Genomic DNA, 12,161 nt, shown 5'->3' with positions numbered 1-12,161 from the left:
ACGGCTAGAACGCCCGGGCTGACCGGCGTCGTCCCTCCCTGCCCTTCGACAAGCTCAGGGACCGGGTTCCCCCCCCCGGCGCGAGAACCCGGTCACTGAGCCTGTCGAAGTGCCCGAAACCGCAGCCCCTTCGACAAGCTCAGGGACCGACCTCGCCCGGACCTCAACCCCCGGTCGCTGAGCTTGTCGAAGTGCCCGACAACCCCCTACGGCAACGCCGCCGCCGCGGCACGCGCCGCAGCTGGCAACGCATCGATGATGCGACCGATCGCCGCATCATCATGCGCAGCCGACACGAACCACGCCTCGAACACACTCGGCGGCAACGACACCCCGGCATCGAGCATCGTGTGGAAGAACGCCGGATACCGGAAGGCGTCCTGCTGCAACACATCCGCGTAGTCGAGCGGCGCCCGATCGCTGAACACGAAGCTGAACAGGTTTCCCGCCCGCTGCACGACGTGCGCGACACCGGCGGTGGTGAGCGCATCGGAGACCGCCTCGGACACGGTCGACGCAGCCGCATCCACCGTGCGGTAGACCTCCTGATCCGCCAACCGCAACGTCTCGATGCCCGCAGCCAACGCCACGGGATTCCCCGACAACGTGCCGGCCTGATACACGGGGCCGATCGGCGCGAGCAGATCCATCAGCTCGGCACTCCCACCGAGCGCCGCCAACGGCATCCCACCGCCGATGACCTTCCCGAACGTGAACAGGTCCGGCTGATACACACCGCGCGGGATGCTGATCGCGCCGGTCGACGTCGCGACGGCATGGTTGCCGGACTCCCAATCATCGACGCCGAGCGTCGTCTTCGCGAGCCCACGGTTCTCCAGCCCCCACCAACCGGCGGACGACACCCGGAACCCGGTGAGGACCTCATCCATGATGACGAGTGCACCGTGCTCGTGCGCGAGCGTGATGAGCGCAGCGTTGAATCCGGGAGCCGGCGGCACCACACCCATGTTGGCGGCCGCGGCCTCCGTGATGACGGCGGCGATGTCCGCCCCGCGCTCAGCGAACACGGCACGCAACGCCCGCAGATCGTTGTACGGGACGACGATCGTCTGGCCGGCGGTCTCCGGCGTGACACCGGCGGAACCGGGCAGGGCGAGCGTCGCAACACCCGATCCGGCCTCGGCGAGCAGTCCATCGGAGTGCCCGTGGTAGTGCCCGGCGAACTTCACGATGAGCTTCCGACCCGTCGCTCCACGCGCCAGCCGGATGGCGGTCATCGTCGCTTCGGTTCCGGTCGACACGAGCCGCAACTTCTCGATCGGAGCGACACCTGACGCCTGGACCCGAGCCTTGACCAGCTCGGCGAGTTCCGTCTCGGCCGGCGTCGACGCACCGAACGACAACCCACGAGCCGCCGCGGCCTGAACCGCCGCAACGACCTCCGGATGCGCGTGCCCGAGCAGTGCAGGACCCCACGCGCTCACGAGATCGACGTACTCGACACCCTCGGAATCGGTGATGTACGGCCCCGTGGCCGACACCATGAACCGCGGCGTCCCGCCGACGGAACGGAAGGCGCGGACCGGCGAATTGACGCCGCCAGGGATGGAGCGCTGGGCGCGTGCGAAAGCGGCGTCGTTCATCGTGATCCCCCGGTTGCTGATGCGGCTGATGCTGCTGATGCGGTCGCTGCTGCCGTTGCACTGGCCTGAGCCCGCGTCGGTCGCGCCGCCCGCGCCTCGTTCGCCCACTCGGCGATCTCGGTCGCCCAATACGTGAGGATGGCGTCGGCTCCGGCACGCTTGATGGACAGCACGGACTCCTCGATGGCCCGACGACGATCGATCCACCCCTGCTGCGCCGCGGCCTCGATCATGGCGTACTCACCGGACACCTGATACGCCCACACGGGGATGTCGACCGCTCCAGCGACGTCCGCGAGCACGTCCAGGTAGCTGCCAGCCGGCTTCACCATCACGATGTCGGCACCCTCCGCTTCATCGATGAGCGCCTCTCGAAGGCCCTCACGACGGTTGCCCGGGTCGAGCTGATAGGTGCGGCGGTCACCCTGCAACTGCGAATCGACGGCCTCACGGAACGGGCCGTAGAACGCGGAGGCGTACTTGGCGGAGTATGCGAGGACGATGGTGTCCTCGAAGCCGGCGTCGTCGAGCGCCTCGCGGACGACGGCCACCTGGCCGTCCATCATGCCGGAGAGGCCGACGACCGCCGAGCCGGCCTGCGCCTGCGCGAGCGCCATGTCGCGGTAGCGGACGAGTGTGGCGTCGTTGTCGACGCGACCACGTGCATCGAGGACACCGCAGTGGCCGTGGTCGGTGAACTCGTCGAGGCAGAGGTCGGTCTGGATCACGATGGACTCGCCGAACTCCGCAGCGAGCTCACGCGTCGCGACGTTGAGGATGCCGTCCGGGTCGGTTGCACCCGAGCCGATCGCATCACGGACGAGCGGGACGCCGAACAGCATGATCCCGCCGACACCGGCATCGACGGCAGCGGCGACGGCACGCTTCGCACTGTCGAGCGAGTGCTGCACCACACCGGGCATCGATCCGATCGCCACCGGTTCTGTTGCACCCTCACGCACGAACATGGGGAGCACGAGCTCCGCGGGATCGAGTCTGGTCTCGGAGACGAGGCGGCGGACGGCCGGAGTCTGCCTGAGTCGGCGGGGACGGGTCTGCGGAATGATCACCCCTCCAGCCTACGCTCGCGCAGCGGTGGCGGGATTCGGGCCCTTCGACAAGCTCAGGGACCGGCGCAGGACCCCGGTCACTGAGCTTGTCGAAGTGCCCGAAACGCCCACCCTTCGACAAGCTCAGGGACCGGCGTGGTCACCACACGCAAGAAGACCCCGGTCACTGAGCCTGTCGAAGCGCCCGAAACACACGCCCTTCGACAAGCTCAGGGACCGGCGCGGTCACCACACGCGAGAAAAACCCGGTCACTGAGCCTGTCGAAGTGCCCGGAACGCACACCCTTCGACAAGCTCAGGGACCGGCAGGCTCAGGGACCGACGGTCGGCGGGGTCAACCCTGCGCTCGACGCTCCTCGGCGACACGCACGATCGCATCGATGAGCGAATCCACCGTCTGCTGCTCAGCGACGACATCGACCCGCAGACCGTACCCGCGGGCATCACGTGCCGTACGCGGACCGATGGCGGCGATGACGGTCGTCTCGGGGATCTCCGGGAACTGCGTCCGCACCTGCTCGGCGACGCTGCCGGACGTCACGAGGATCGCACCGACCTTGCCGCTCGCGACATCGGCCACGATCTTCTCCGCGACCGTGATGCCGACCGTCCGATACGCCACGACCGACTGCACATCATGCCCGGCCGCGATGAGCCCCTCGGTGAGGAGCGGCTTCGCGATCGCGGAACGCAGTGTCAGGATGCGACGCGGCTCCGGTTCGAGAGCGGTGAGTTCCTGAACCATGCCCTTGGCGGAGTTGTCCTTCGCCGGCACGAGATCCACGCTGTACCCGACCGCGATGAGCGCAGCGGCCGTGGTCTCGCCGACAGCAGCGACCTTCGTGGTCTCCGGGATGCGGATGCGCTGCGAGGACAGCACATCGACGGTCGTCGCGCTCGTGACGGTCAACCAGTCGAACTCGCCGGCTTCGAGCGCCGTGAGCGCAGCGGCGAGCGAGTCCGGATCATCCGTACTCGCGAAATTGATCATGGGTGCGACGACGGGCGAACCGCCCTTGCCTCGGACGGTCCCGGCGACGCTGTCGCCCCAGGGCCCGCCGCGAGGGACGAGCACACGCCACCCGCCGAGCGGTTTGCTCTCGGAGGGCACGGTGATGGGCGTGGTCCAGTCGTTCATCAGATGGACCCGCCGTCCGACTGCGTGCCGAAACCAGAGCCAGAGCCGAGGCCAGTGCCGAAGCCGGAACCGGAGCGAGGTCCGAGCGGTGCGAGATCGGCGGCGCCGGCCCCGATGAGCTCATCGGCGAGAGCGATGCCGAGTGCGTCTGCTGCGTGCAGGAGTTCGCGACCGTGGCCATCGCCGTCGAAGCCGCGCGCACGGCTCTCCTTGCGGATGGAGCGGGTGCCGTCGAGCGAGTAGACGGCGCTCTGCAGGACGAGTTCGTCACCGTCGAGCCACGCAGCAGCACCGACGGGTGCAGCGCAACCAGCTTCGAGGCGGCGCAGGACGGCGCGCTCGGCGGCGATCTGCCAGCGGCTCGGTGCGTGCTCGAGCGTGGAGACGGCGCCGACGATCGTCGAGTCCTCACGATCGAGGCATTCGATCGCGAGCGCGCCCTGTCCGGGCGCAGTCGGCCAGGAGTCGATGTCGAACAGCCCGGTGACGGCATCGAGCCGGTCGATCCGCGTCAGTCCGGCAGCAGCCAGGACGACCGCGTCGAGCTCTCCGTCGACGACACGACGCAGACGCGAGTCGATGTTGCCGCGGATGTCCACGATCTCGAGGTCCGGACGGGCGGCCCGCAGCTGGGCGATGCGACGCGGCGAACCCGTGCCGATGCGCGCGCCGGCCGGGAGGTCGTCGATGCCGCGGCCGTCGGTCGCGCAGAGCGCATCGCGAGGGTCTTCACGCGGCGGAACGGCTGCGATCGTGAATCCCTCGATCGATGCCGTCGGCAGGTCCTTGAGCGAGTGCACAACGAGATCGCACACGTCGTCGAGCAGGGCGTCGCGGAGCGCGTTGACGAACACGCCCGTCCCGCCGATGGTCGACAACGACTCGCGGCTCGTGTCGCCGTGCGTCGTGACCGTGACGATCTCGACGTCCTCACCCGTCGCGGCCTGCAGCGCATCCGCCACATGGCCGGTCTGCGCGAGCGCGAGCGTGCTCCCCCTGGTTCCGATGCGAAGGGTCACGGCGCCAACCCAGCGAGCGCGGGTTTGAACCCGAGCCGTGCGTTCTCACAGCAACCCGGCCGACACACGTCGTACCAGGGGCCGAGGTCGGTCATCGCCGGTCGGTCCTCGACGGGGACGCCGTCACGACGCTCCAGAACGAGGTCGACGAGCCCCTTGACGTACGCTTCGGCCGTGCCGGGCGTCGGCACACGAACCGCGGACAGGCCGTGCTCGCCGGCCGTCTCGATCGCCTCGTTGTCGAGGTCCCACATGACCTCCATGTGGTCGCTCACAAAACCGAGCGGCACGATGACGATGGCCTTGCGCCCCTTGGCGGGGAGTTCGGCGATCGCATCGTTGATGTCCGGTTCGAGCCAGGGCATGCTGGGCGGACCGGAGCGCGACTGGTAGACGAGCTGCCACGGGACGGTGACGTCGCTGCCGAGACCGAGGTCGCGGACGGCCGCTTCCATCACGACCTCCGCGACGGCGAGGTGCTGCGCCTCGTACGCGCCGTGCTCGCCGAAGTTCCGGAAGTCGGGGCCGGACTTCGCCGCGTCGCCCGTCGGGATCGAGTGCGTCGCGAAGAGCACCTCGATCTCGGTGGCGGCGTCGAGTTCCGGCTGCTCGCGCAGGTACGTGGCGATGGCATCGCGGACGCCGTCGATGAACGGCGTGACGAAGCCGGGGTGGTCGAAGAACTGACGCACCTTGTCGATCTGGATCTTGCCGCCCAGTCCGGTCTCGTCCAGCGCGATCGCGAAGTCCTCGCGGTACTGACGGCAGCTGGAGAACGACGAGTACGCACTCGTGGCGATCGCGATGAGCTTGGTGTAGCCGGCAGCGTCCGCCTCACGGAGGGCGTCGCGCAGGTACGGGTCCCAGTTGCGGTTGCCCCACAGGACGGGCAGGTCGATGCCGCGCGATGCGAGCTCGATCTCCAGTGCGGCCTTGAGGGCGCGGTTCTGGTCGTTGATGGGGCTCACGCCGCCGAAGTGGCGGTAGTGGTGGGCGACCTCTTCGAGGCGCTCCTCCGGGATGCCGCGACCCCGCGTGACGTTGCGGAGGAACGGGATGACGTCGTCCTGCCCCTCCGGTCCGCCGAAGCCGGCGAGCAGGATGGCGTCGTACGCGACCGGCTCGGTGACGTGCTCTGGGCCTGATGCAGCGGCATCGGTGGCGCCGGCGACGAGGCGTTCGCCTGTGTGCTCGTGTGTTGCGTGCTCGTGTGCTGCGTGCTCGCCGCGTGCGCCATCGGCGCCGGTCGAACCCAGATTCATCGCCGCCATCAGCGGATCACCTCGATCGCTTCTGCTGCTGTGATGCGGCGGCCCGTGAAGAACGGGACCTCCTCGCGGACGTGACGGCGGGCCTCCGTGTTGCGGAGTTCACGCATGAGGTCGACGAGATCCACGACGTCGTCGGCTTCGAGCGGGAGCATCCACTCGTAGTCGCCGAGCGCGAACGACGCGACCGTGTTGGCGAGGACGCCCGTGAACGCCGCACCCTTCCGACCGTGATCGGCGAGCATCGCACGACGCTCCGCCTCGGGGAGCAGGTACCACTCGTAGCTGCGCACGAAGGGGTACAGGCACAGCCAGCCCTTCGGCTCGATGCCGCGGAGGAAGCCGGGCACGTGCTGACGGTTGAATTCTGCGTCGCGGTGCACCGCCATCGCGTTCCACGTCGGCAGCAGGGTGCGGAGCGCTGTTGTGCGGCGCAGCTCGCGGAGCGCGGCCTGCAGGCCCTCGGCCGTGTCGCCGTGGATCCAGATCATGAGGTCGGCGTCCGCACGCATTCCGGACACGTCGTAGAGACCGCGCAGGGTCACGCCCTGTTCGGTGATCGACGCGATCGATGCCTCGAGCTCCGCAGTCAGCTCGTCCGGCGGTGACACCCCTGGGCTCGCCGCGACAACGGGGTCGCGGCGGAGGACCGCCCACAGGGTGAAGCCTGACGGGCCAGTCGAGTTGTCGGGTTCGGACGAATGGTGCGATGCCTCGGCAGAGGCCGGGTGAGTCATACCTTCTATCCTCTCCCACTCCTGGCGAGAGAGCAAAAGCACCAGATGTGGGTTGGCTGTGGTTCCGGGGGCGGTGAGCGTCCTCTGGGTGTGGTCGCCGGAGCGGCGTGGGAGTGGGAGTGGGATCGGTACGGCGTCCGTGCGGCATCGCATCGCCGTCGATCGGGAGGAATCGGGCGGGTACTGTCGGAGGATGAGCACCGCATCGCGCCCGGGAGCATCCGAGGAGACCCCGATCGTCACCGAGAACCCGACGGAGACGAACGCCAAGAGTGACCACATCGTGACCTTCCATGAGGCGCACGCCACGGAAATCGATGCGGCGACGCTCTACCGGATCCTGAAACTCCGGGTCGACGTGTTCATCCTGGAGCAGCGGGCGTTCTTCGCCGACCTCGACGGGCGCGATCTCGTCCCCTCGACCCGGCTGGCCTGGGCGGCGGCTGGTGACGAGGTGCTCGCGACCCTGCGGGTGCTCGACGACGCCGGCACGCGGAGGCATGCGGTGCACGGAGACGATGCGCCGCTCGACGACGCTTCCGATGCCATCGTGATCGGCAGGGTCGCGACCGCGGAGTCTGCGCGCGGTCGTGGCATCGCCCGGGTGCTCGTGCAGCGCGCGGTCGATGCGCACCGCCTACGCCCCATCCGCATCGAGGCCCAGGAGCGTCTCTCCGGCTGGTACGCCACGTTCGGCTTCGTCGGGTGCGGCCCCACCTACATCGAGGACGACATCCTGCACCTGCCGATGCTGCGTCCGGCCGACGAGCGCTGACGCCCGCCACGCGCGAGCCCCACAATTCAGGAACATCTTCACGATTCAGGACGATCCCGTCGCAATCCGGCAGAAATCGTCCTGAATTCAGTGAATCATCCTGAATTGTGCAGACCGGAACGAGGCTGGAGAACGGGAGAAGACGCAGCGCGAAGTACGCGGACTACCGCGTGAACGACCTCACGATGCCCCAGACCGCGAGCCCGGCGATCGCGGCGATGCCGACGACTCCGGCGATGAACACGGCCGGCTGCTCCTCCTTGACGGTCAGCACCTTCGCGGTCAGCTTGTCCGTCGCCTTCTGCACCTGCTTCGGCACGTTCAGCTTGTCCTCGATGGCGTTGAGCGTCGCGACGAGTTCCGCACGGGCTTCCTCGGGCGTCGGGATGTTCGGATCAGCGGTCATACTGACCGACCCCCTTCACGGCTTTGATGTCTTCCTTCACGTTGTCGATCGGGCTCGGGTCCTCGTTGATCTTCTTGAAGAAGCGGAGACCGACGAGCACGAGCACCGCGGCGATGATGATGAACGCCACGAGCACGATCAGCGCCGCGAGCCACGCGGGCATCACGAGCGCGAGCGCGAGGATCGCGACGGCCACGAGCACACCGACGGCGAAGAACAGGAACACGGCTGCACCGGCGAAGAACGCCGCACCGATACCCGCGTACTTGCCCTTGTGGGCGAGCTGCGTCTTGGCGTTGTTGATCTCCGCCTTGACCAGGTTGCTGAGGATGGCCGGCAACTGACCGATGAGGGTCAGCAGCGACTCATCGCTCTTGTCAGGTGTGCGGTTGTCCGCTGTGCGATCTCTCACGAAGGGCTCCGCTCCGCCTACTCTGCCGACTTCGGCTTGGCTGCGCTGCGCGTGGTGCGCGCCGCCGGCTTGGCAGTCGGCTTCGACGCCGCCTTGGCCGCTGGTTTGGCGGCCGGCTTGGTCTTGGACTGCTCCGCGATGGCGTCATCGATGGCGTCCTGCACGTCTTCGACGGCGTTCTCGGCCTCATCGATGACACGATCCAGCTTCTGGCCGGGAGTCTGCGACGGCTGCGCGACGACCTTGGCGACGCCCTTGACGCCGCTCCACAGGACGGACGGCACCTCGTTGAGGCGGGCCTTGGCGAAGTCTTCGACCTTCCCGACCTGCTTCTGCACCGGTGCTGCGTTCCACACCTTCAACCACTGCGTCTTGATCTGCTTGTACCGCTCGCGACCGGCCCTCGTTCCGAGCACGTAGCCCGTGAGTCCACCGACGACGAAGAGGATCTTGCCCTTCATGGAGCCTCCATCCGCTTGAAGCTGCTGACGCTGCATCGTTCCGTTGCAACTGTTCCAGCGTAGTCCGCGATGCGATTCACGCCACCTTTGCGTCCGGGGTTGACAGAAAAACATGTCCCGCACGGCATATGACCCGCCGAAACCGCTCCTTCCCGGTTCCGTCGCCGTCCCGCCCTCTGCCCGCGAACTGTCAGTAGTGGCTGGATCCGACCCGCCCGAACTGACCACTGCTGACAGCTCGCGAGCTGTCAGTAGTGGTCAGTTTGAAGCACCTCAGAGCAGCCACGAGTGACAGTTCGCGGGCTGAGGGCGGAAGGACGGGGCTGGTCGGGACGGGATGGGACGGGACGGGACGGGACGGGCGGGGGACGGACAGGACGGGGCCGGCAGGCGGCTAGAGGGTCGGGCCGGCAGGCGGCTAGAGGGTCAGGGCCGCGTGACGGATGCGCTTGGCGGCGACGCGGGCATCCGGGACGACCGATGCGAGACCAGTTCCGGCGAGCCATCCGCCCGTCACCGCGAGATCAGGGACCTCGTCGACGAGTGCACGCACCGCGTTCGCCCGCTCACGCTGACCTCGCGCAGCAGTCGGCTGCGTCCCCGTCCACGACACCCGGTTGAAGCCGACGACGCTCTCCCGCCGCAGCTCGACACCGAGCATGGCCGACGCATCGGCGAGCGCGATCGTCAGCAGCTCGTCGTCGTCGAGTCCGCCCGTCGCATTCGCCTCACCCTGACGCCCGAACGACACCCGGACGACATGCCGATGCGGCCCAGCCTGCTCCGCGAGCCACGACCACTTGGCCGTCGCATGCGTGAGGGCCTTCGCGTGCAACTGCGAACCGGGGACGACCAGCAGCCCGGAGCCTCGCGGGGCGGCGTCGAGCGCCGGCTCGTCGATCACGATCGTGACGAGTTCCACAGGCGCGGGGGTCGGCGACGGCGCGAGGTCGGCATCGGGAAGGCCGTCGGCCGCAGTGTCAGCGCCAGCAGCATCAGCAGCAGCACCACCAGCACCACCAGCACCAACACGCCCCTGCACGCCATGCTCGTCATCGGCGGCGAGCACCGCCAACTCCGGCGAAGCATCGGCGAGGAGATTCCGCGTGAACGTCTCAGGCGTCGCGACGAGCACGAGGTCGGCTTCGAGGATGCGACCATCGGTCAGCGCGATGTACCACGCGGGCCCGCCAGTCGACGACGCGGCACCAGCAGTACCAGCAGCACCCGCAGCCGCACCAGCAGCACCAGCACCCCGCTCCCCCATCGGCGGCAGCCCGACATCGCCCTCTGGGACGCCCTCACCGTCGGCGTCGATGTCGAACGGCACCCGCGACAGCCCCGTCACCGCGACACCAGTCACCAGCGTCGAGCCCTTCGCGAGCAGCGCATCGGCCAGCGTGTTCACCAGCACGGTCATCCCGCCCCGCAACCCGCCGACGGCTGCACCGGCCGGCGCGCTCTCGCGCAGATCGGCGACAGCGAGCGACAATGCACCCGTGCGCGTCATCGCCGCGTTCAGCCCGGGGGCGGCACGCTCCACATCGAGGTCGTCCGGCATCGCCGAATACACCCCTGACGTGACCGGCGCGACGAGCAGATCGTGCACGGCAGCGCCCATCCGCTTGCGCACGAGCGCACCGAAGTTCTCCTCCTGGCCGATCGTCAACACGGGCCGGACACGATCGAGGTACGCGCGGACCGCGCCCTTCGACCCGATGATCTGCCGGACGTCGTCCGCGAGCGGATTGCTCGGGATGCCGAGGATGCCGGCTTTCGGCAGCGGATGCGTCCGCGGCTTCTCCCCCGGGAGGGCGATGTGCAGCCACGCGCCGGCCGGATTCGGGCGGACCACCTGATCGGCCAGGCCGAGCTCATCGAGCAACTCCGCGACCGAACCGCCGCGCGTCGCGAAACTCTCGGCGCCGACATCGACCGTCAATCCGGCGATCTCAGCACTCGCGACCGCACCACCGAGCTGCGGACGCGACTCGACTACGGTCACATCGATGCCGACCGACGCGCAGTCGAGCGCCGCGACCAGGCCGCCGATGCCGCCACCGATGACGACGAGACGCTTCGCGGGGGCCATCGTCAGCGCCAGTCCCACTCGTGCACGAGCGACACGATGCGCGTGAGTACCGTCGGATCCGTCTCCGGCGGGACACCGTGACCGAGGTTCAGAACGTGCGACGGCGCCGCCTTGCCCCGCTCCAGCACGTCGAGGACGTGCGCCTCGAGGACGTTCCACGGTGCGGCGAGGAGAGCCGGGTCGATGTTGCCCTGCACGGGGACGTTGCCGCCGAGGCGACGGATGCCCTCGTCGAGGCCGAGACGGTAGTCGATGCCGACCACATCAGCGCCGATGCCGTGCATCGCACCGAGGAGTTCACCGGTGCCGACGCCGAAGTGAACCTTGGGGACGGGCAGATCGGCGACATGCGACAGGGCACGGGCCGACGCAGGGGCGACGTATCGCTCGTAGTCCTCGAGCGACAGCGCACCAGCCCACGAATCGAAGAGCTGAGCCGCGGAAGCACCCGCGAGGATCTGCGCGCGCAGGAACCGGCCCGTGATGTCGGCCGTCCACGCCATGAGCTTCGCCCACGCCTCCGGGTCGGCGTGCATGAGCGTGCGGGCGGCGAGGTGATCCTTCGACGGACCGCCCTCGACGAGGTACGCGGCCAGGGTGAACGGTGCGCCGGCGAACCCGATGAGCGGCGTCCGGCCATCGCCGATCTCACGCAGCCCGGCGACGGTGAGCGCGACGCCCTCGCTGACCGGCGCGAGCGTCTCATCGAGGATCGACGGGTCGATCGCGGTGAGCGCGTCCACCTGCGCAGACGTGCGGACCGCTTCGCCCATGACCGGACCGCGACCGGGCACGATCTCGACCGCGACGCCAGCCTGCTTGAGCGGGACGACGATGTCGCTGAAGAAGATGGCGGCGTCGACGCCGTGACGGCGGACGGGCTGCAGGGTGATCTCGCTCGACATGGCCGGGTCGAGGCAGGCGTCGAGCATCGCGGTGCCGACGCGCAGGTCCCGGTACTCCGGCAGCGAACGGCCGGCCTGACGCATGAACCAGACGGGCGTGACGTCCGGGCGGGTGCCGCGATACGCGGTGATGAGGCGGCTGTCGGCGGTGAGGCCGGACTGCAGCGGGTGGGTCGCGGGGAGCAGGTCTGCGGCGGGAAGCGGGTGTTCAGCGGGGATGGTCACCATCCCATCCTCCCAGACGCGCGCTGCGGGTCGCCCGAGTCCCGCGCTC

12 protein-coding genes are annotated in these 12,161 nt (G+C 68.7%); 1 reads left to right on the top strand and 11 read right to left on the bottom strand.

Translation table 11 applies throughout. The features are described 5' to 3' along the window. Window positions 1-206: 206 nt before the first annotated feature. From hemL to hemQ, 6 genes are all read right to left on the bottom strand, one after another. Complete coding sequence (gene hemL / locus ACL9RL_RS08760; RefSeq protein WP_422779843.1) at window positions 207-1,604, bottom strand: glutamate-1-semialdehyde 2,1-aminomutase; 1,398 nt, start codon at window positions 1,602-1,604, stop codon at window positions 207-209. Further along, entirely contained in the window at window positions 1,601-2,671 is a 1,071-nt protein-coding gene (hemB, locus tag ACL9RL_RS08755; protein WP_422779857.1) for a porphobilinogen synthase, read from the bottom strand. The genes hemL and hemB overlap by 4 nt, the downstream gene beginning before the upstream one ends. Window positions 2,672-3,008: 337 nt before the next feature. Then, entirely contained in the window at window positions 3,009-3,812 is an 804-nt protein-coding gene (locus ACL9RL_RS08750; RefSeq protein ID WP_422779842.1) for a uroporphyrinogen-III synthase, read from the bottom strand. Continuing rightward, window positions 3,812-4,831 carry a hydroxymethylbilane synthase gene (gene hemC, locus ACL9RL_RS08745; protein WP_422779841.1) on the bottom strand — a complete coding sequence of 340 codons (1,020 nt, stop codon included), beginning with the start codon at window positions 4,829-4,831 and terminating at the stop codon, window positions 3,812-3,814. The genes ACL9RL_RS08750 and hemC overlap by 1 nt, the downstream gene beginning before the upstream one ends. Continuing rightward, window positions 4,828-6,102, bottom strand: a complete 1,275-nt coding sequence (locus ACL9RL_RS08740) for a ferrochelatase (protein WP_422779840.1) — start codon at window positions 6,100-6,102, stop codon at window positions 4,828-4,830. Before ACL9RL_RS08740 ends, hemC begins: the two co-directional genes overlap by 4 nt. Beyond that, window positions 6,102-6,836, bottom strand: a complete 735-nt coding sequence (hemQ, locus tag ACL9RL_RS08735; RefSeq protein ID WP_422779839.1) for a hydrogen peroxide-dependent heme synthase — start codon at window positions 6,834-6,836, stop codon at window positions 6,102-6,104. The genes ACL9RL_RS08740 and hemQ overlap by 1 nt, the downstream gene beginning before the upstream one ends. A gap of 193 nt (window positions 6,837-7,029) precedes the next feature. Between hemQ and ACL9RL_RS08730 the strand changes: the two genes are divergently transcribed. Then, entirely contained in the window at window positions 7,030-7,611 is a 582-nt protein-coding gene (locus ACL9RL_RS08730; protein ID WP_422779838.1) for a GNAT family N-acetyltransferase, read from the top strand. Between the two features lie 163 nt (window positions 7,612-7,774). Here ACL9RL_RS08730 and ACL9RL_RS08725 read toward each other — a convergent pair whose 3' ends face one another. The 5 genes from ACL9RL_RS08725 to hemE form a co-directional block, all read right to left on the bottom strand. After that, window positions 7,775-8,017, bottom strand: coding sequence for a DUF3618 domain-containing protein (locus tag ACL9RL_RS08725; protein WP_422779837.1), 243 nt, complete (start codon window positions 8,015-8,017; stop codon window positions 7,775-7,777). Next, window positions 8,007-8,429 (bottom strand): phage holin family protein, encoded by a 423-nt coding sequence (locus ACL9RL_RS08720; protein ID WP_422779836.1) that lies wholly within the window; start codon window positions 8,427-8,429, stop codon window positions 8,007-8,009. Before ACL9RL_RS08720 ends, ACL9RL_RS08725 begins: the two co-directional genes overlap by 11 nt. Window positions 8,430-8,446: 17 nt before the next feature. Beyond that, window positions 8,447-8,890, bottom strand: a complete 444-nt coding sequence (locus ACL9RL_RS08715; protein ID WP_422779835.1) for a hypothetical protein — start codon at window positions 8,888-8,890, stop codon at window positions 8,447-8,449. Window positions 8,891-9,308: 418 nt separating this feature from the next. Beyond that, entirely contained in the window at window positions 9,309-11,000 is a 1,692-nt protein-coding gene (locus ACL9RL_RS08710; RefSeq protein ID WP_422779834.1) for a protoporphyrinogen/coproporphyrinogen oxidase, read from the bottom strand. Further along, the gene (hemE, locus tag ACL9RL_RS08705) at window positions 10,985-12,115 is read right to left on the bottom strand and encodes a uroporphyrinogen decarboxylase (RefSeq protein ID WP_422779833.1); all 1,131 of its coding nucleotides are present in this window, start codon (window positions 12,113-12,115) and stop codon (window positions 10,985-10,987) included. The genes ACL9RL_RS08710 and hemE overlap by 16 nt, the downstream gene beginning before the upstream one ends. Window positions 12,116-12,161 lie beyond the last annotated feature (46 nt).

The sequence above is a fragment of the Plantibacter sp. Mn2098 genome (assembly GCF_049319745.1).
GTDB lineage: Bacteria > Actinomycetota > Actinomycetes > Actinomycetales > Microbacteriaceae > Plantibacter.
Note: the sequence above shows the minus strand (reverse complement) of the source record. Positions and strands in the feature narration are given on the sequence as shown.